The sequence below is a fragment of the Variovorax sp. V15 genome (genome assembly GCF_041154425.1).
Lineage (GTDB): Bacteria > Pseudomonadota > Gammaproteobacteria > Burkholderiales > Burkholderiaceae_C > Variovorax > Variovorax guangxiensis.
Window position 1 is genome coordinate 1,820,708 of the sequence record NZ_AP028659.1, and the last position, 18,800, is coordinate 1,839,507.

General features: G+C 63.5%; 22 protein-coding genes. 10 read left to right on the plus strand and 12 right to left on the minus strand.

Annotated elements, in window-relative coordinates; all coding sequences use genetic code 11:
* Positions 1–15: 15 nt before the first annotated feature.
* Positions 16–999 carry a Bug family tripartite tricarboxylate transporter substrate binding protein gene (locus tag ACAM57_RS08675; protein WP_369661359.1) on the minus strand — a complete coding sequence of 328 codons (984 nt, stop codon included), beginning with the start codon at positions 997–999 and terminating at the stop codon, positions 16–18.
* 92 nt (positions 1,000–1,091) lie between these two features.
* Here ACAM57_RS08675 and ACAM57_RS08680 point away from each other — a divergent pair, with 92 nt between their 5' ends.
* The 3 genes from ACAM57_RS08680 to ACAM57_RS08690 are packed head-to-tail and all read left to right on the plus strand — an operon-like array spanning position 1,092 to position 4,100.
* Complete coding sequence (locus ACAM57_RS08680) at positions 1,092–2,180, plus strand: lactonase family protein (protein WP_369661360.1); 1,089 nt, start codon at positions 1,092–1,094, stop codon at positions 2,178–2,180.
* Positions 2,177–3,364 (plus strand): 2-methylaconitate cis-trans isomerase PrpF, encoded by a 1,188-nt coding sequence (prpF, locus tag ACAM57_RS08685; RefSeq protein ID WP_369661361.1) that lies wholly within the window; start codon positions 2,177–2,179, stop codon positions 3,362–3,364. The genes ACAM57_RS08680 and prpF overlap by 4 nt, the downstream gene beginning before the upstream one ends.
* Positions 3,365–3,371: 7 nt before the next feature.
* The gene (locus tag ACAM57_RS08690; RefSeq protein ID WP_369661362.1) at positions 3,372–4,100 is read left to right on the plus strand and encodes a transporter substrate-binding domain-containing protein; all 729 of its coding nucleotides are present in this window, start codon (positions 3,372–3,374) and stop codon (positions 4,098–4,100) included.
* A 103-nt stretch (positions 4,101–4,203) separates the two neighbouring features.
* On the opposite strand, the gene ACAM57_RS08695 is transcribed toward ACAM57_RS08690, so the two are convergent.
* The 5 genes from ACAM57_RS08695 to ACAM57_RS08715 form a co-directional block, all read right to left on the minus strand.
* Positions 4,204–4,623, minus strand: coding sequence for a hypothetical protein (locus tag ACAM57_RS08695; protein ID WP_369661363.1), 420 nt, complete (start codon positions 4,621–4,623; stop codon positions 4,204–4,206).
* A 124-nt stretch (positions 4,624–4,747) separates the two neighbouring features.
* Positions 4,748–5,179, minus strand: a complete 432-nt coding sequence (locus ACAM57_RS08700) for an NIF family HAD-type phosphatase (RefSeq protein ID WP_369661364.1) — start codon at positions 5,177–5,179, stop codon at positions 4,748–4,750.
* Between the two features lie 210 nt (positions 5,180–5,389).
* The gene (locus ACAM57_RS08705; protein WP_369661365.1) at positions 5,390–5,740 is read right to left on the minus strand and encodes a hypothetical protein; all 351 of its coding nucleotides are present in this window, start codon (positions 5,738–5,740) and stop codon (positions 5,390–5,392) included.
* Positions 5,741–5,791: 51 nt separating this feature from the next.
* Positions 5,792–6,082: a hypothetical protein gene (locus tag ACAM57_RS08710; protein WP_369661366.1), complete on the minus strand. Its 291-nt coding sequence runs from the start codon at positions 6,080–6,082 to the stop codon at positions 5,792–5,794.
* 134 nt (positions 6,083–6,216) lie between these two features.
* Positions 6,217–6,657 carry a TcpQ domain-containing protein gene (locus tag ACAM57_RS08715; RefSeq protein WP_369661367.1) on the minus strand — a complete coding sequence of 147 codons (441 nt, stop codon included), beginning with the start codon at positions 6,655–6,657 and terminating at the stop codon, positions 6,217–6,219.
* 530 nt (positions 6,658–7,187) lie between these two features.
* Between ACAM57_RS08715 and ACAM57_RS08720 the strand changes: the two genes are divergently transcribed.
* The 5 genes from ACAM57_RS08720 (at position 7,188) to tuf (ending at position 13,923) form a co-directional block, all read left to right on the plus strand.
* Positions 7,188–7,871 carry a response regulator gene (locus ACAM57_RS08720; RefSeq protein WP_369661368.1) on the plus strand — a complete coding sequence of 228 codons (684 nt, stop codon included), beginning with the start codon at positions 7,188–7,190 and terminating at the stop codon, positions 7,869–7,871.
* 44 nt (positions 7,872–7,915) lie between these two features.
* Positions 7,916–9,688 (plus strand): ATP-binding protein, encoded by a 1,773-nt coding sequence (locus ACAM57_RS08725; protein ID WP_369661369.1) that lies wholly within the window; start codon positions 7,916–7,918, stop codon positions 9,686–9,688.
* Between the two features lie 111 nt (positions 9,689–9,799).
* Entirely contained in the window at positions 9,800–11,167 is a 1,368-nt protein-coding gene (locus ACAM57_RS08730) for an SMP-30/gluconolactonase/LRE family protein (protein ID WP_369661370.1), read from the plus strand.
* A gap of 123 nt (positions 11,168–11,290) precedes the next feature.
* A complete protein-coding gene (locus ACAM57_RS08735) occupies positions 11,291–12,109 on the plus strand; it encodes a hypothetical protein (protein ID WP_369661371.1) in 819 nt (272 codons plus the stop codon).
* 620 nt (positions 12,110–12,729) lie between these two features.
* On the plus strand, positions 12,730–13,923 hold the full coding sequence (tuf, locus tag ACAM57_RS08740; RefSeq protein WP_369661372.1) for an elongation factor Tu: 1,194 nt from the start codon (positions 12,730–12,732) through the stop codon (positions 13,921–13,923).
* Positions 13,924–13,994: 71 nt separating this feature from the next.
* Here tuf and ACAM57_RS08745 read toward each other — a convergent pair whose 3' ends face one another.
* The 3 genes from ACAM57_RS08745 to ACAM57_RS08755 form a co-directional block, all read right to left on the minus strand.
* A complete protein-coding gene (locus ACAM57_RS08745) occupies positions 13,995–14,429 on the minus strand; it encodes a VOC family protein (RefSeq protein WP_369661373.1) in 435 nt (144 codons plus the stop codon).
* Positions 14,430–14,450: 21 nt separating this feature from the next.
* Complete coding sequence (locus ACAM57_RS08750) at positions 14,451–15,065, minus strand: hypothetical protein (protein WP_126024433.1); 615 nt, start codon at positions 15,063–15,065, stop codon at positions 14,451–14,453.
* A 67-nt stretch (positions 15,066–15,132) separates the two neighbouring features.
* Positions 15,133–15,525 (minus strand): hypothetical protein, encoded by a 393-nt coding sequence (locus ACAM57_RS08755; RefSeq protein WP_369661374.1) that lies wholly within the window; start codon positions 15,523–15,525, stop codon positions 15,133–15,135.
* A 156-nt stretch (positions 15,526–15,681) separates the two neighbouring features.
* Here ACAM57_RS08755 and ACAM57_RS08760 point away from each other — a divergent pair, with 156 nt between their 5' ends.
* A complete protein-coding gene (locus ACAM57_RS08760; protein ID WP_369661375.1) occupies positions 15,682–16,338 on the plus strand; it encodes a dihydrofolate reductase family protein in 657 nt (218 codons plus the stop codon).
* Positions 16,339–16,350: 12 nt separating this feature from the next.
* Here ACAM57_RS08760 and ACAM57_RS08765 read toward each other — a convergent pair whose 3' ends face one another.
* The 3 genes from ACAM57_RS08765 to ACAM57_RS08775 all read right to left on the minus strand — a co-directional run bounded on the left by ACAM57_RS08765 (position 16,351) and on the right by ACAM57_RS08775 (position 18,211).
* On the minus strand, positions 16,351–17,244 hold the full coding sequence (locus tag ACAM57_RS08765) for a DMT family transporter (RefSeq protein ID WP_126024438.1): 894 nt from the start codon (positions 17,242–17,244) through the stop codon (positions 16,351–16,353).
* Positions 17,245–17,355: 111 nt separating this feature from the next.
* On the minus strand, positions 17,356–17,646 hold the full coding sequence (locus ACAM57_RS08770) for a DUF1330 domain-containing protein (protein WP_126024439.1): 291 nt from the start codon (positions 17,644–17,646) through the stop codon (positions 17,356–17,358).
* 106 nt (positions 17,647–17,752) lie between these two features.
* Positions 17,753–18,211: a response regulator transcription factor gene (locus ACAM57_RS08775; protein WP_240650784.1), complete on the minus strand. Its 459-nt coding sequence runs from the start codon at positions 18,209–18,211 to the stop codon at positions 17,753–17,755.
* Positions 18,212–18,513: 302 nt separating this feature from the next.
* On the opposite strand from ACAM57_RS08775, the gene ACAM57_RS08780 reads away from it, so the two are divergent.
* A complete protein-coding gene (locus ACAM57_RS08780; RefSeq protein WP_369661376.1) occupies positions 18,514–18,714 on the plus strand; it encodes a helix-turn-helix domain-containing protein in 201 nt (66 codons plus the stop codon).
* Positions 18,715–18,800 lie beyond the last annotated feature (86 nt).

Sequence of the window (18,800 nt, forward strand, 5' to 3'; positions counted from 1 at the left end):
GCCTCATAGTCTAGGTCAGTCAATCTTGATTCCGTACTGCTTGATGAGCTTCGACCAGCGTTCGTTCTCACGCTGAATGAGCTCGGCGAACTCCTTGGGGGCCGCGCCGACAGGCTCAGTCATGCCCGCTGACAACTTCTCGGCGACGTCCTTTTCTTTCAGCGCGGCAGAGGCGGCGGCGTGGATTTTTTGGATGACCGCGTCAGGAGTGCCCTTCGGTACGGTCAGGCCCATCCAGGAAGCGAATTCGTACCCGGTGACCCCGCTTTCGGCCACCGTCGGCACGTCCGGCAGCGCCTTCGAGCGGTTCTTGCCGGTGACAGCCAGCGCCTTGAGCTTGCCCGCCTTGATGTGAGGGAGCGCGGCCAGCGGAAATGCCACCACAGTGCTGATTTCACCGCCCAGCAGCGCGACGATGGCCGGCGCACCACCCTTGTAGGGCACGTGCGTGATGTCCGCCTTGGCCATCGACTTGAGCATCTCGCCGGCGATGTGGTTGGCGCTCCCGTTGCCTGCCGTGCCGTACGTGAATTTCCCCGGCTCCTTCTTGGCCAGTTCCAGGAACTCCTTGAGGTTCTTCGCCGGCACAGAGGGGTTCGCGACGATGACCAGGTCGATGGAGGTCAGCCAGGTTACCGGAGCAAGGCTGTCCACCTTGTAGCCAGTATTCGGATAGAGCCATGGATTCAGGGACATGGTGCCCTGATTCACGAAAGTCACCGTGTAGCCATCAGGAGCAGCCTTGGCGCCCAGTGCAGTGCCAATGTTCCCGCCAGCGCCGGCGCGGTTGTCGATGACCAGGGGCTGCCCGAGCACCTCTTGCATCTTGTTCTGAATGCTGCGGCACACCACGTCGGCGTCGCCGCCGGCAGGCTGGGGAACGATGAGCGTGACGGGTTTACTGGGGAACTTGTCCTGCGAAAAGCTACGACCGGCAAAGCTGAGGGGAAGGACGGCTGCGCCTGCCTGCAGGAGCGCGCGTCGAGAAAGTTGGCTCATGGGTTTGTCTCCAAAGAGGTGGAAAAGAAAACATCGAAGAACTATTTTTGTCGAAACTAATCATATAATGCAATTCAACGACAGGTCAAACCATGGAGACAACCCCGCATCAAGCCCCATCCGATGTCGCCTTTCGGGCCTACGTCGGTTGCCGGACGACCGCCCTGCGTCAAGCGCGGGGGCGAGGGCTAGAGGTCTTTGACGTGTCCAGCGGCGGGGAATGGACCCATCGATGGACTGCTCCCACGGGTGACAACCCGTCCTTCCTTCTGGTCGACGAGGTACGCAGTGCCCTGCACTGCGTTCATGGCGACGGGGCCGAAGTCAGCAGCTTCAAAATCGCCGGCGATGGAAAGTTGTTTGGGCTGGGTACCCGGCCCACTGGAGGCAAGAACCCCGTGCACTTGGCCCTGAGCGCGGGCAAGGGTTGGGTTCTCGTGGCGAACTACGCCACCGGCAGCGTTGCGAGCTTTCCGGTTCAAGAGAATGGCTCCCTCGGGTCGATGGCCCATCTGCTGGAGTTGCCGGCCGAGGCTGGTCCTCACAAGACCCAACAGCGGGGGGCACATCCGCACCAAATCGTGCTGCACCCTTCTGGTCGTTGGTTCGTAGTCCCAGACAAAGGCGCCGACGCGGTCCATACCCTGGCGCTCGACGAGGTCACAGGCGCACTCCAGCTAATGTCAACGCTGGAAGTGGCGCCTGGCAGCGGCCCTCGCCACCTGACGTTTCGGTCGGACGGCAACCTGGCTTGGGTCGTACTAGAGCTGTCGAGCCAAGTGCTCACGACCCGATTCAACACAACGACCGGCAGGCTGGAGCCGCTGCGTCGCTCCACGACTGTCCCTGATTCCTATATCGGCGAGAACACGGGGGCAGGCATCGCGCTCTCCCATGACGAATGCCACCTGTTCGTCAGCAACCGCGGGCACGGCAGCGTGGTCCGCTACGAGATTGATTCGATGGACGGAGCGCTGAGCTCACCGGTCTGGACTCGAGTTCGCGGAGCCATACCTCGTTTCATCACCCCAATACCAGACACCGACGCCCTTTGCGTCGCAAACGAAGACGCGGACTCCATCGTCCGTGTCTCCGGTCCCTCCAAAATTGAACAGCTGACTTCTACCGGCAGCCCCGTGTGTGTCGTGTTCGCCCACCCATCGAAAGGAACCACTTCATGAGCAAGCAGATTGGCATTCGCGCGACGTACATGCGCGGCGGCACCAGCAAGGGCGTCTTCTTCGCGCCGGACGACCTCCCAGGGCCGGCTCGTCAGCCCGGCGCGGCGCGCGACGCTCTGATGCTGCGCGTCACGGGAAGTCCGGACCCGTACGGCAAGCAAATTGATGGCATGGGTGGTGCGACGTCGAGCACCAGCAAGGTCGTCATCGTCGGGCCGAGCACCCGCCAGGACTGCGATGTCGACTACCTGTTCGGCGCGGTCGCCATCGAGTCGCCGGTCGTCGACTGGAGCGGCAACTGCGGCAACCTCACGTCGGCAGTCGGACCGTTCGCGATTGAGCGCGGACTTGTTGATGCGCCCGAGAACGGAGTCGCCGTGGTGCGCATCTGGCAGGCCAACATCCAAAAGAAAATCGTCGCTCATGTTCCCATGCGAGATGGCCAGGTCCAAGAGACTGGTGACTTCGAGCTCGACGGTGTGACCTTCCCTGCAGCTGAAATCAAATTGGAGTTCTTGGACCCCGGGGCAGATGAGGACGGCGAAGGCGGCGCGATGTTTCCTACTGGCAACATGATTGACAAGGTCGACGTACCGGGAGTGGGAGTCGTCGAAGCAACGCTCATCAACGCGGGCAATCCGACCATCTTCGTTGACGCGGTCACGCTCGGCCTCGGCGGCTCGGAGTTGCAGCCGCGAGTGAACATGGACGCCGACCTCCTAGCCAAGGCGGAAGCTATCCGGGCCAACGCCACGGTCGCAATGGGCCTTGCGTCCAGCGTCACGGAGGCGACCGAGAAGCGCCCACACACGCCGAAGCTTGCATTTGTCTCGCACCCGACGGGCTACACCGCATCCAGCGGCAAGGCGGTCACCGCCGAGGATATGGACCTATGCGCACGCATCTTCTCGATGGGCAAGCTGCACCATGCCATGACCGGTACCGGCGCAGTCGCCATCGCAGTGGCCGCGGCCATTCCGGGAACCCTCGTCTCGCGCGTACTCGGCGGCGGGCGTCATGACGAAATCCGTTTCGGCCACCCCTCTGGCACGCTGCGCGTTGGCGCACATGCCTCCGAGCAGGAAGGCACTTGGGCGGTAACCAAGGCGCTCATGAGCCGGAGCGCGCGGCGTCTCATGGAGGGGCAGGTTTTCGTCCCTGCCAACTGGAATACCGAGAAGTGAGATTGCAGTGGAGCACTACCCTCTACATGACGCTCAAGCCCTCGCTCCCACGGGCGTTTTGAGGGCGACCGTCAATCTCGGCAATCCCATCCTCGCCCGGCAGGACGCTGGGCAGCCGCCGACTGGCGTCTCGGTTGACCTTGCACGAGCGCTGGCGACGTGCCTGGACATATCCCTCGAATTGGTCGTCTTCGACGGCGCCGCCAAGGCCGTCGACGCGGTTGCCAATGAGCGGGCCGACATCGGCTTCTTCGCCATTGACCCTCTCCGCTCTCAGGGAATCCAGTTCACCGCGCCTTATGTCCTCATCGAGGGCTGCTACCTGGCGCGTGAAGCATCCGCGTTCGAAACGCATGCTGATGTTGACAGGCCTGGCGTCAGCGTCGTGGTTGGGAAGGGCAGCGCCTACGACCTGTACTTGACTCGCACGCTCCAAAACGCCGAGCTCGTCAGGGCGCCGACGTCGCCCTCCGTCGTCGATGTGTTCCTTGAAGGCAACTACGATGTCGCGGCGGGCGTGAAGCAACAGCTGGAATCTGACGCCCAGCGCAATGGAGGACTCTGCCTGTTACCGGAGCGCTTCATGGTTATCCAGCAGGCCATGGGCCTACCTTCCAGCCGTGGAGCATTGGCAGCCTCCTTGCTCCAACAGTTCATCGAATCCCGCAAGGCGTCAGGCTTCGTGCATGAGGCACTCCGGCGGAATGGAATCGACGGTGCGACCGTCGCTCCTTAGGCGCATGAGCGCACTCGCTGGTGCTTGAGGGCAGGTCCGCTTTATCGCGAATCCCAATGGGCAGCTGAATGTCTACTCGCGGCCGCTGTGAGCCATGAGGACGTCAATCGGAGAAGGTGCGCGGCCCTCCCGAAAATTGCCAATGGTCCGGTGAGATCTTCTTGCCGTCGTCCGAATGTCCATCCCAGATATAGGTGTGCTTGCCGACCAGTTCCGTCTCAAGATGCACTCTCGCGTATGTGAAATCGAGTAACGCTAGCAATCGCTCAAATTTAAGCAACCACTCAGCCCACTCCCATTCAACGGCCTTGTAGGAGGCGCCGAACGAAATCACCCTGTACAGATAGGAGCCATGTGGTCCGTAGCCAGGTGGAGTGACGCTGAACATCGAGCGCGTGAGAAACGGCCATTCGTCAATCTCCGGCAAGCGCATCAATGCTTCATCCGTACGAGCGTCAGCGCCCGGAACGTCCGAGGATTGAAAGACTTCAATGGACCCGTATACAACTGTTTGGTGCCCCAATTCTGCACTCCGTTATGCGCTGTCTGGTCGCCGATTCTCTACGTAAAGAAGATCATTCGCCGGCTTCTGCCGAGGCAACGACCGTCGGCTTCTGGTCGATCCTCGCCATAGAAATACACAACGATCATCGATCAATACGGTCCGTCAGTGCGCTCAGCATCTTGGCGAGGCCGGTATCCGTTGAGCTGTAGGGATAGTCGAAGTGCTCAACTTGCATCCACTGCGCCTCCTGGCCGGGATGAATGTATTTCTCAAAATCGTCGACTAACAATACTTGGTGCGGATGCACGCCAGGGACAAACCGGAGGTCCTTTGTCTCGCCGTGCCAGGTGATGTATTCCATATCCGCAAACCAGGCGGGCACGACTTCCTCATCCACCAGCAAGCGCGCGATCGTTCTAAATCGCTCTTCCTTTACCGTGGTGAACATGACGATGCGGGGAAAGAGTTCGGCGCAACGAGCCAAGAACTCAGCCAAGCCCGGACGCGGTATCTGGCTCATGGCGCTCGAGATCAAGGTGCCTTCAAGATCGAGAGCAAGGACGTAGCTCTTCATGGATGGACGATGGTTCAATCGACTGCGGGAAAGTCTGGTCTTGGTCGACTAATGCCGGATAGGTCGTAGGTGCAAGAAGAGCCGCTGCTGTCGTCCGATATGCCTGGCAGCATTCACCGAATGGAAATGACAGAGCACGGGCGCCTACAGAAGCGCGGCTACCCGGTTGCCGGATCACGGCACTCCGACTTTCGTGAAGGTTGCCCCGTATCAAGTCAAGCAATTTGTTGCTGCGACGGTCTCCGGCTCCAGAGTGGTGCTCATGCTCCGAGCCCTCATGCGTGCGACCGTGATGATCCCATCGTCACGAAGATCTGCCGTCATCAGCTTGTTGGTCAATGAGATCGCATCCAGGCGATAGCCCGACGCACGCTTGCAAACGTGAGCGCGCGAATCCACCCCGCTTGCCGCTCGAGCGCGAAGTGCCAGCACCTCGATATCGTTGCTGGCCTCTGCCGGCAGTCGGATTGCGAAGGCGTCCACGAGGTCGGCACCGGCGTAGAGCGGTGTCAGCGCGCTGTTGCTGGGCATGGGGACGGCGCGTGCTTTGGCGGCGGTCATGTTCCGGTGTGGGTTCACGGTATCCAGGCTGATTACCGGTAGCCGTTGCGGCTACTTTGCCGCCTCGGCCCGTGTCTTGATGGGCTCGCCGAGAGGCATCGACGCCGGCGGCGTCAGTTGCTCAATGATTCGAATGCGACGAACAACAAGCTCGTCGATCTCCAACCGACGGATTCGTGCCCGGCCCACGAAGAGCCGACCGATAGCCAAGGCACCGACGGCGAGGGCGCCGAAGGCTGCGGCACCAATCACGACGGAGCCCACTGCGGCTGTACCGACGGCGTGCGCGCCTGTTGCGGTCGCCGGCAGGGCACGTGCGGACTTTGATGGCCTGAAGTTCATCGAAACTCCTTGGGGAACGGTGGTCCTTGGGGGGGGCATCATGCGTCCGCCCATTGCCGACTGTAGTTGAAGAAAAGTTGGCGTCACACTCACAGAGTGCAGCTCATGCATCGCCTCACGGAGCGAAGAGCCTACTACGGCCTTTCCTGATCGCTCACCCGAAGAACGGTGCCGTCCTCCGAAAACTCGAGCAGCAGCGGCGCATCGAGCATTTGATACTTCTGCGCGAGTTGGAACAACGCATCCTTGAACGACCCGCTGAAATGTCCGGCGCGCACCTCGGGTGTGAGGGTGTAGTCGCGAGTGCTGTCCCAGCGGACCTCTACGCCCACGGTGGAGCCCCAGTGCATGATCACGCGACGCAATGATTCGTCCTCGATGGGCCACTGAGCGCGAACCGCACGGATTCTTCGCTCGGCGAGCGAGGCGGCCTCTGCCGCGGGCGTACTGGCTGCGGCGCTTGCAGGGACAACTTCATCCGGCCCCGGGAGCGCGACGCCTGCGGGCATGTCTCGCGATATCTTTTCCACCTGAACCCCCGCCGTTGCGCCGGCGAGCGTCGCGGCAAGGCTCATGCTGATGCCTACCCAGATTGATGGACGGAGCAGAGCCTTTCTCATCGGCGAGTCCGTGGGATGCAAGGCGTTTGGCAAGTGGTTGAGGGAGCAGCGGCGCAGAGCCCGGTGGGGCTTGGCCAGGGAAGCAGTCACGCATTTTATCCGGCGGCATGGAGCACGGGCCCGCACGCGAGGCATCAGGTCTGCATGGCGAGTGCTCCATGCTTCCTGAAGCGAGGCGTTCTGAAGGCATATGTCTTCTTGCGTATGCCTTCCTATTTGCGAGGCAACCGAACTCCGGAAGGGCGAGCACGTCCGGCATCGTGGTCAGGCATCTGGAGTCGGCGAGAGCGATGCTTCTGACGCTTCTCTCCTCTGTGAAAGCTGGTATCGAACCGTTGGAGATCAACTTGATCGCCAGCCAGATCCGCAGAGTTCATGCGTCGCCAGGGCAAGAGAACAGCCGCCGCAGCAAGGCAACAGCGCCCTGTTCCTCATGACTTTGGTCATTTCGACTTCGCAAACATCGGAACTAAGATGCCCGCACCATGGCCAACGCCGCATCACTGTCTTCGCATGCCGCACCGTTGCGTAGCGAGGCCGGTGTCGCCATATCGGCGCGGGGCATCCTGGTGGTTGACGACCACGAGCTGGTGCGTCTGGGCCTTCGGGCGCTGCTGCTGGCCGAGACCGCAAGCGTGCCGGTGCACGAGGCACGCAGCCTCGCCGACGCATTGCGCTTGTACGAGTTCCATATCTCGTCGCATCTTCTGGTGCTGCTCGATCTCGATCTGCCCGACTCTCAGGGCCTGGATACGCTGGTGCGCTTCAGGCGCGCCTTTCCCGCATCGCGCGTGGTCGTGCTTTCTGGCAAGGACAGCCATGCGCTGATGCAGGGAGTGATGGCGCTCGGGGCTCAGGCCTTCCTGCCCAAGACCGGTCATCTGGGCGAGGTGTTGCGCTACGTGAGGGACAACGATCTGGTCGCCCAGCCGGTCTCGCAGCCTGCGCCTGCGGTCTCGATCTGCGCAACACCAGTACCAGCCGAGCTGCAGCCGCAGCTCAACGCGCGTCAGGTCGAGATCCTCGACTGGGTGCTGTCCGGCAAGTCGAACAAGGAGATCGCGCAGCTGTCGCATCTGACCGAAGGCACGGTGAAGAACCATGTGTCCACCCTGCTGTTGCTGTTCGGCATGCGCTCGCGGGCCCAGCTCATCAGCAGCCTTCGGTGAGCTGATCTCTTGCGTCATGCGGCCTTCGATGTGGCGATGCCTGCATGAATGACCTGCATCCGCCCGAACTGGCCCAGCGCGTGCTGCGCGAGCAGGTGGCCGCGGTCCATGCCAACGCGCCTGCGGCCTATCTTGCGGACTTCCTCACGGCGCAGTCGCTGGGCATCGGCCTGTTCCTGGCCACGTGGCGCTGGCAAGTCCTGCTGTGGATGGCGCTGCACCTGGCGCTGACGCTGCGGCGCGCCTACAGGCGCTATCAGCGCAGCCCCGATGCGGCGGAGCACCCCGAGTACTGGGCGCGCTTCAATGCGCGCAATGTGCTGCTGCGCTCCTGCGTCTGGGGCCTTGCGCCCTGGCTTTGCGTTCCGTCGGGGCGCAACCTGGGGCTCTGGGTCATGGTCATCGTCATGATGATGGGCGGCTGCGCGGGCGGAGCGCTGTCGCTGGCAGTTCTCAAGCGCAACATCCCGCGCTTCATCGTGCCCAGCATGGCCAGCCTTACCCTGGCACTGGCCTGGCGGGGCGACAGCACGCACCTGTTCCTGGCCAGCGGCTGTCTGCTGTACATGTGCGTGATGATCATGTTCGCGCTGCAGCATCACAGGTTGCTGACCGCTTCATTGACGATGCGTTTCGAGAAGGAGGCGCTGGCCGAGCAGCTGAGCCACCAGATTGCAGCCACGCAGCGCGCCAGCGAGGAGAAGACGCGCTTTCTTGCCGCGGCGAGCCACGACCTGCGCCAGCCCATGCATGCCATCGCGCTGTTCGGAGCCGTCATCGAGAAGAAGCTTCGCGGCAGCGAGGATTGGGATCACGCCGCGCGGCTGATGGATGCGGTCGGAACGCTCGGCGATTCGCTCGACACGCTGCTGGACATCTCGCGGCTGGATGCCGGCGAGGTGGCGCCGCAGATACGGCCCGTGGAGCTCAATCCACTGTTTCTAGCGCTCAACAATGTGTTTGCGGCACAGGCGGCCGACAAGGAGCTGCAGCTTCGCTTGCGCGCCACGCCGTGCTGGGTGCTGAGCGATCCGCAGCTGCTGCAGCGGCTGCTGTCCAATCTCGTCGACAACGCTCTCAAGTACACGCAACGCGGCGGCGTGGTGGTGGCCGCCCGTGCGCGAGGGCCGGTGGTGTGGATCGACATCTGCGACACCGGCATCGGAATTGCGGACGAGCACCTCGGCCGGATCTTCGACGAGTTCTACCAGGTGGGCAATCCGGGACGCGACCGGGCGCGAGGGCTGGGCATCGGCCTGTCCATCGTGCAGCGTATCTCGCGCCTGCTGGCACATCCGCTGCAGGTGCGTTCGCGCCTGCATCGCGGCAGTCGCTTTCGCCTGGTGCTTCCTGCGGTGTCGGCCTTGGGTGTCGCGCCATCCGCTGCGCGCCCGGGCGTTGCCTTGCAGTTGCCGCAGCGCGTGCTGATCGTCGACGATGAAGTCGCGATCCGCCAGGCCGTCACCGGGCTGCTGCAGGCCCACGGCGTGACCATCGATGCAGTGGCTAGCGAAGCCGAGGCCGGGGCCGTGCTGTCGCACGCCGCACATGGCAGTGCCCCTGTCGAAGTGCTGCTGTGCGATGTCCGCCTAGCCGATGGTGCCGACGGACTGGCTGCGGCACAGCGATTGCGCGCGCGCTTCGGCTCCGGCCTGCAGGTGCTGCTGATCACCGGGGAAACCGCACCGCAACGACAACAGCAGATGCGCGACTCCGGGTTGCAGGTGCTGCTCAAGCCGGTGGCTGCCGAGAGGTTGCTGCAGGCCCTTTCAGCGTTGAAGCGACGCGATACGACGGACACTTCCATGCACTCCTGAGCATCTTTTTTTCTGCGCAATCCGATGACCTTCGACACTGGATTGCGGGAGTTACGTTCCCTAACGTGAAGGCCTTCTCGTTCACTCCACTTGAAAAAAGGAAGGCCCATCATGATTGCCACTCGTACCGTTTCCCGTGCATGGCGTGCACCTGTCGCGCTGCTCATGACGAATCTCCTGCTGGCCGCCTGCGGAGGTGGCGGGGGAGGAGGCGGCGGGTTCCCCGGGTTTGCTGTGGCCCCCGCGCCCGCGCCCGCTTCGCAGGGAACACCGGCGCCTGCGCCCGCACCGGAAGACACCACGCCCTCCATCACGATGCAGCCATCGGATACCACTGTTGGCCAGGGTGTGTCCGCCACGTTGAAGGTGCAAGCCGTGCGCGCCACGGCCTATCAGTGGCAGCGCAGCGTCGATGGCGGCACCAGCTGGACGGATATTTCCGGAGCCAGTGGAGACAGTTTCACCACGGCTGCCAACCAGCTGGCCGACAGCGGCCAGCAGCTGCGCGTACGGGTGACGGGCGCAGACGGCAGCGTGACCAGCCATGCCGCCACGCTGACGGTCAAGCCATGGGTCGCCAACGTGCTGGCGACCACGGGTGTGAGCTACAACCATCCCTATCAACTGCTTCTGGATGCGAGCGGCGCGAACCTCTACGTGGCCATGGGCGGCAATGGCTCGGTCTACAAAATCGACACGGCCAGCGGCAACGGCGCGGAGGTGACACCAGGCACGACCACGAATACGCCGTATGGCCTGGCGCTTGGAGCCGATGGCACGCTGTACGTGAGCGACCAGCACCGCATCAACAAGATCGCCCCCAACGCCACGACCTTCAGCACCTGGGTTGGCGACAGCACGAGCGGCTATGCCGACAGCCCGGCCACTCCGCTGTTCCACAACCCCGCCAGCATTGCGCTGGACAGCGCAGGCAACCTGTTCGTGGCAGACACGGAGAACAAGCGCGTGCGCCAGGTCGCGGCCGACGGCACCACCAGCACGCTTGCAGGCGACGGCACGCAGGCCTACCTGGACGGAGTAGGCACGGCCGCCCAGATGGCTCGTCCGCAGGGCCTGGCGATCAGCCGCGATGGCAGCACGCTGTACGACACGGACACCGACAGTCCCTGCCTGCGCAAGATCGACGTGGCTAGCGCCACGGTGAGCACGCTGTTGGGCGATTGCGCCAACGGCAATGCGGGCGCCGGCGTGGTCGACGGCACCTCCGCTACGCCGGCCAAGCTCGGTTACTCCTATGGCGTGACGGTCGATGCGAACAACAACGTGTTCCTGACCCAGGCATGGGATGGCGTGGCGCGCGTGGTCTCGCCATCGGGTGAGATCAGCACGCTGCGGGACAGCAGCGGCACGGCCTTGGCGTTCAACTTCCCGATCGGCGTGGCCGTTGCCGGCGACGGGACCATCTACGTGGGTGCATCGAACGGCAACCAGATCTTCAAGCTCACGCTTGCGCCTTGAGCTCTTCTGAAGTCCTGAGGGCCAGGCATCCGGCCAACCTGCCGGCCCCTATAGTGTTGGTAACCCGGAGCGCGCCGGCTCATCAAGATCGCCGGCCGCTTCGACGAAGTCAACACGAGACACATGAAGAAGAGACTTGGCAATCCCCTGTTCGTGATCTGTTCTTTCCTGGCGGGCTGCACATCGGCATCTGACCTGGATCGAAAGGCAGACCGCACGCAAAGCCCCTCAGCGGATGCACGCTGGCTGACGCTGATCGTGAAGGCTGCGGATGGTGTGGAGCCCCGGCCCGTCACGCTGCAGTACGCATCTGAGAAATGCAAGGAAGCGACGCACTACGGCGTTGGCGGCCAGTCGCAAAGCGGCACTGCCATGATGCGAGCCTTGAACTTCGAGAAGGTCGAGCTCGTCAGGGAGGCCTCGGGTAACGCCTACAAGGCGCGCTTCGCCATCGATGCAGGAGGTGCTTGCCAGTGGAAACTGGCATCGCTGGAAACTTCATTCAAGTACCGCAGCAACCATCGGCTGGTCAAAGGCAGGGAAGTGATCTCGCATGGAAGCGAGTTCAACTTCAGGAGCGCGAAGGATGCCATTCGCACCCCGAACGTGAAGGCGGAGTTCGCGTACTTCCCTGTGATCCTTGTGAAGGACGATCCTTCGAAGAATGAACTTCGGCTGCGGCCCAAGTCACTCTTCTTTCCGCCGAACCTCGATCCCTCGGCATCTGGAACCATGACCCTGGAAGTGAGAGTTGTCGAAGACATGGCCATGACGGTTCGCGCCGACCCTCAGGAGAGCCACCGCTATCTGGTGACCTACCCCGACGGTGCGACGGGGACGAGTCCATACCTTGATGCGGTAGGTGTGGAGGATGAGCGGATGCAATGCCTGCTTTCTGCAGGCAAGAAGTCCTGCGCCGAGTACAGCCCTCGCAGACGATGACGGGAGCATGCGCGACACCTTTCCGAGAGCCGCTGCTGCAGCGGTCGCGCAACGCTCCTGTTGCCGGATCTCGACGACGGTGTTAGCCTCCGCTCCCCAAAGATTTACAACCATCGCGTGCGGTACCAGCCAATAGCACGAGAGACCATGAAGCAATTCCCGATCACGCAAGACGCATCGACGACCCGCAATGCAGCGGTGGATGCGCTGCGCACATATTTCGCTGAATCGCTTTCCTAGAGCCTTTCCCCCGGAGGCTCGGCCTCCTGAGTTTCACAAGACCCGGTAGGCCCAAGCCACCGGGTTTTTTGTTTTTCCGCCTGCTCAACTGGAGATGTGGACATGACCTTCGAACGAGAACTTGCCTTCGCCGCACTTGCTGCCGGCGCAGCGCTGTGCGCGTTCTCCGTGGAGTCGCTCGTGTAGAGCTTCCAGGCCCTTGTGTGCCTGGAGGTCCATCCTTCAGGCAATAAAAGCCTGCCGGGTGGTCCACCCGGCAGGCTTTTTTTCTTGTCCGCATCGCGGGCACCCGAATCTGGCGCGCGCGCCGACAACCCCGCCGACTGCTTCGCCTGGCCAGCGGATCGGATCGGTCTATCACTCTCAAACTGGAGAAAACCATGATGAACAAGGTTCATGTGAATGTCGGAACCATCGGTCATGTCGACCATGGCAAGACGACTCTGACGGCTGCTCTTACCTTCGTGCAGGCCGCACGCATCGGCGGCCGTGCGCTGTCCTACGGGCAGATCGACAACGCGAAGGAAGAGCGCGAACGCGGCATCACGATCAACGCCTCGCACGTCGAGTACGAGTCGGACATCCGCCACTACGCGCACATCGACTGCCCCGGACACGCCGACTACATCAAGAACATGATCACCGGCGCCTCGCAGATGGACGGTGCGATCCTGCTGGTGGACGGTACCGAAGGCGCCGCGCGGCAGACCATCGAGCATGTGCTGCTGGCGCGCCAGGTGAACGTCGGCCACATGGTGGTGTTCGTGAACAAGATGGACCTCGTCGCCGAGACCGACCGTGCCGACATCGAGCAGTTGATCGAAATGGAGATCGGCGCGCTGCTGGCTGCACACGGCTACGACGAAGCCCGCTTCGTCTTCGGCAGTGCGCTGAAGGCCCTGGCCGCCGCCGAACGCGGCGAGCTCGAGGGGCCTGACGTGCGGTGCATCGTTGAGCTCGTCGACGCGCTGGACTCGCGCATTCCCGATCCGATGCGCGACTACGACGGGCCGTTCATGATGCCCGTCGAAGGCGTGCACACCATCACGGGCCGCGGCACCGTGGTCAGCGGTCGTGTCGAGCGCGGTGTGATCCGCGTCGGCGACAGCCTGGAGATCGTCGGGCTCAGATCGGAAGGCGACGAGCAGGTGATCGTCACCGGCGTGCAGTCCTTCCACAAGGACGTTGCCGAGGCGCGGGCCGGCATGAACGTCGGGTTGCTGCTGCGCGGGGTCAAGCGCGACGATGTCGTGCGAGGCCAGGTCGTGGTGAAGCCCGGTGCGCTGAAGCCATACCGGACGGGGCGTGCCCAGATCTTCGTCCTCAGCAAGGAAGAAGGTGGTCGCCACACTCCGTTCGGCTCCGGCTACCAGCCGCAGTTCTTCTTCGGCACGACCGACGTTACGGGTGTCATCCGCGTCGACACCGAGAGCGGTGTGGTCGAGCCGGGTGCCCAGGCACAGATCGGCTTCGAGCTGAACAAGCCCGTGGCCATCGAGAACGGCATGCGATTCGCGATGCGCGAGGGCGGCAAGACCGTTGGCGCCGGCATCGTGACCGAGGTGCTCGGCTGAAAGGCTGACGCCGCTTTTGCCCCTGCCGTCTGCCTGTCAGACGGCGGGGGCATTTTTCCTCTCGCCCGCTGTCAGCCTAGCTGCTCGGCAAGCCCGACGATGATGCCCTCGGGCCCGCGAATGTATGCGAGCCGGTACGACTCCCCGTACTGCATCTGGCCGATGATTTCCGCGCCATGGGCCTGCATCCGGGTAACGACGGCATCGATGTCGTCCACGCCGAACATGATGCGGCGAAGGCCCAGCGTGTTCACCGGCGCATTCACGGGGCCGAACCTCACCGCATCCGGCGTGTGGAACTTGTCCAGCTCGATTCCTTGCCCATCCGGAGTCCGGAGCATCGCAAGGGTGGCGCGAACGTCTCCAAGCCCTATGAGGCTGCCGACGGAAGGCCCTTCGACCGTGGTCTGGCCCTCGAGCTCGAGACCTAGTTCGACGAAGAATGCCTTCACCGCTTCCAGGTCATCGACAACGATCAGGATGTTGTCCATTCGCTTGACTGCCATGTCTCCCACTCCCTTCATCGATCAGGTGGAGTTCGCGAGCAGTGCCTTGGCCCGCGCCAGCAATTCCTTGGTCGCCTTCTTGGCCGGGCGGCGTTCCGCGATCTTTGTGGCGAGCCGTTCGACGATGGGACGATGCTCCATGCCGATGGCGATCTCCAGCAGTTCTTCCTGGTGCGGGTGGATCGCCGTGTAGTCCCTGTCGACTTCGGCGCATCGCGACACGGCTTCATCGAACAGTTGCGCAAAGCGCTCCGGCTCTTGCCGGGCATTCAGCAGCAGCTGGTAGAAGGCCCACTCGACCATGTGCCTGTCGTTCGAAAGTCCGTTTCCGGCCCAATCGAAGGCGATGGCCTGGCGCAGCAATGGTTCCGCGGTCTCGATCTCCGCTGCGCGGTTGAACGCGATGCCCGCCCGCACGAGATGGTTCATCGCCTGATTGGGCCTGGACTGATCCGCGCGATGCTCGGCATCGGCTCTTTCGGCTGCAAGGCAGAAGAGCAGGGCTGCCTCCGCGTGGAATTGCCTGTCCTGGCGGTGATGAGCGCGGGTGGCCACATCGAACGCGGAGAAAGGCGCGCCGGCTTTCTCCTTCATCAGGTCGCGCGCCGCGTCGCGGTCGAAGTTCGGCAGGTTCATTGGTGGATGAAAAGCGAAGAGCGAGTTGTGTGGTGGCCGTGCGGGGCTGCCGATGGCCGAACGGAAACTACATGACGTGAATGTCGTTCAACCGCACCGTCAGCCCATCCGGGCCTTCTTCGATGTAGAAGGTCGCGGTGAGGTCGGAGGCATATCCGTCGATGTTCAGGTCGTACCATATCTCGCCGATGCTGCCATGGCCATCATCCTGCCAGCGCGTGACTTCCTTTCGCTGGTGGATGTCGGTGGGTTCGCCGTTCAGCGTGACCTTCTGGCCGGCGCTGCATTCGCCGTACGACTTGATGACCTGCCGGATCAGTTCCGGCGTCCATTGCATCGATGGTTCCTGCGCGGTGAATCCGAAGGCTGCCGCGTAGTCTTCGGCTTCCAGGAGCCTTGCCCATTCGTCTGCGAACTTGATGAGGTCTTCATCGGAAGCGGAGATTGGTAGGTGAGCCATGGCTGCGAGTGCGAGGGTATGAAGTCCTGAGTTGCTGGCCGATTGTTGTCCATCAGAGGGCGGACAGGGTGCTCGCTCTTGCCCCTTCGCCCGGGAAATCTGCTCTCGGCTTGCGAGGTCTAAACTGTCGCTCCGCTTTTTGCAGGAGACGACCCCATGTCCCGATTGCTTGTGCGCAGCTTCGGTGTTTCGCTGGACGGCTTCGCGGCCGGCCCCGATCAGAGCCTGGAGCACCCACTGGGTGTTCGCGGTCCCGAACTCATGGACTGGTTCTTTCCCACGCGCGTCTGGCAGCAGATGCAGAAGACGGGTGAGGCCAATGGCGAGACCGGCATCGACAACGAGATCGCCGAGCAGGGCTTCGCCGAGATGGGCGCCTGGATCCTCGGGCGCAACATGTTCGGCCCGGTGCGCGGCCCGTGGCCCGACGAAAGCTGGAAGGGCTGGTGGGGCGACGAGCCGCCGTACCACGTGCCCGTATTCGTGCTGACCCACCATCCCCGTGCGCCGCTGACGATGAAGGGCGGTACCACCTTCCACTTCGTCACCGGCGGCATCCACGATGCGCTGACGCAGGCGCGGGCCGCCGCGGGTGGGCGCGATGTGCGCGTGGGAGGCGGCGCGGCCACCGTGCGCGAATACCTGAAGGCCGGGCTGATCGACGAACTGCACCTTGCAGTGCGACCGGTACTGCTTGGCAAGGGCGAGGCACTGTTCGCGGGCCTGGATCTGCCGGCGCTGGGCTACCGCTGCGAACGGCAGGTGGCGGGCGAGCGCGCCACGCACATGTTCCTGAGCCGCGTCGCGCCCTGATACGTTATCGGCTCAGGCTGCCTGCTGATTCTCCCGCGCGGACTTCGGCGCCTCGCTTCGCGCCAGCCACAGCCCGCTCGCGATGATCAATGCGCCGCCGCCCAGCGTCCAGGTGTCAGGCGCGGTCTGCCAGAACAGCCAGTCGATCAAGAGCGCCCATGCGAGCGCGCTGTATTCGAAGGGGGCGATGGCGGCGGCCTGGCCATGGCGGAAGGCCTCGGCGATGGCCAGCTGGCCCAGGAAACCACTCATGGCCAGGCCGGCGAGCACCCACGTGTGCTGGGGCTGGATCGGCACCCACTGCGGCGCCGACAGCAGGCCTCCGCCCACGGCCATGCCGATCGTCGTCCAGAAGACCAGCGCGGCGCTCGGTTCGGTACGGCTGATGAGCCGGCCCAGCATGTTCGACAGCGCATAGCAGACCGCGGCCACGAGGATCGCCAGCGCACCCGTCGAAAGGAAGGCTCCCTGCTCGGGCCGCAGCGCGATCACCACGCCTGTGAAGCCCAGCCCGATGGCGACCCAGTGCCGCGGCAGTATCGATTCGCCCAGCATCGGCACCGCGATGAGCACCATCAGCAGCGGCGCGATGAAGGTGAGCGTGTAGGCCTCTGCCAGGCCCAGGGTCTTCAGGCCATGGACGAAGAGCACGAGCATCGTCATGTTCAGCACGGCGCGCAGAAGATGCAGGCGCCAGCGCAGCTTGCGGTTGAAAACGCCGCCCATCTCGCGCCGCCAGGCGATGTACATGCACACCAGGGGCAGGGCGGTGAGGCCGCGCAGCGCCATCACCTGCAGCGGCGGATAGTGCCCCGCCAGGGTCTTGAGCATGGCGTCCATGCAGGCAAAGAAGGCGCAGGCCAGCAGCATTGCGGCGATGCCGCGCAGGGTTCCGGTCGGTTGCATGGGGTTGTCTCCCGGCGGTGGCCGGATGTGGAGGCTCAGCGAGGGCCGAGCACGATGTCCGACTGCAGGGCGTGCTCGACGCCCTCAAGACTTCAGCAGCTCAGAGGCCGATCAGAGTCCCTCGACAACCCGCAGATCCCGCTCGGCGCCATCACCCAGCGCAGCAAGCGCCGCCTGGTATTCGGGGCTGTCATGCGTGGCCGTGGCCTGCTCGATGCTGTCGAATTCGATCAGAACGGTGCGCTCCGACAGGCCGTACTCGTAGACCTTCGTGGGCAGGCCGCGTGCCAGGAAGCGGCCCCCGCCTGCGGTGATTGCCGGGGCTGCCAGCTTTGCGTATGCCGCGAGCTTGTCGGCGTTCTTGATGGCGCGGTATGCGCTGACCCAGTAGGCTTTTGCCATGTCGGCTTCTCTCGTTTTGGTTGGGAGCGGGCAATATAGCTTGCCTGTTTGCCCTCCGCTTGAAAGGGCCGTTGCGAGAGAGCGGGCGTGGCTGCCTGCAGGCTCCTCAGCAGAGCGCTGAACTCTGCGTGCGAACCACGGCGACCGGCGCGCCCTCGTCGCGCCACATCAGCAGTCCTCGCTGCATTGCCTCCCGTACGGCCTGCGTGCGCGAACGCACGCCGAGCTTGCGGTACATGCTCTTTACCTGCGCCTCGATGGTGTTGATGGAGCGATGCGTCGCGTCCGCGATCTGGCGGTTGGTCGAGCCGCCCGCGATCATGCACAGCACCTTGAGCTCGCGCGACGACAGCGGGGCGGCGGGAGCGTCGGACGCTGGTTCGCATCGGGCCGCCGAAGACGCGATGGCGCCAAGGATGCCCTGCGCGGCGCGGGCCGCGGCCGGTGCGTCGCCCGTCTCGATGGAGCGCAGCAGGAACGCCAGCTGAACTTCGCTGGCCTGGGTGAACAGTTCGCACAGAGCGCCGGCCACCGCCATGGCGTGGGCGGAGTGGCCTGGGTGCATGGGCACGGCGATTTCCTCTGGGGCGTGGAGGGACTGCATCATGAAAAGTGGTGGAAGGCTGCACTGGCCTGCGGCTGGCGGATCGTTGTCTTGTCCGGGGCGCCGGAGAGCGAAGTCGATGGTATTAATCGCCTTGCCCTCGCGCACCTGCTTTCGGGGCGCAGATGTGCTGCGCATCACATTCCGGTGCAAAGAGTCTCGCAGCCCCCGAACAGGCTCCAGCAGCGCATCGGTTCGAATGCTGGTCAGGCGGCCGGCGCCTGGAAAGCCCCCGCTGCGGGAGCCGTGCTGTTTAACGGGGCGTGCTGCGCCAGCTCACGCAACTGGCGCGCGTGCGCGAGGGCGGCTACGACAAGCGCATCTCGCGATCGATGATCGCCTCGTACTCGGGCCTGTCGCGCGAGGTGGTCAACAAGACCATGCGCGACATGGAGCAGCGCGGCCTGCTGCGTAGCGATGCGCATGCGGTGCATGTGATGCATACATTTGCGCAGCCTGCCTGAGCGGATCGGATGCGCGGCCTCCCATGTTTGTGTGTTCCCTCGAAGCGGCCTTGGGAAGCACCATTCGATGATGTACCTACATCCCC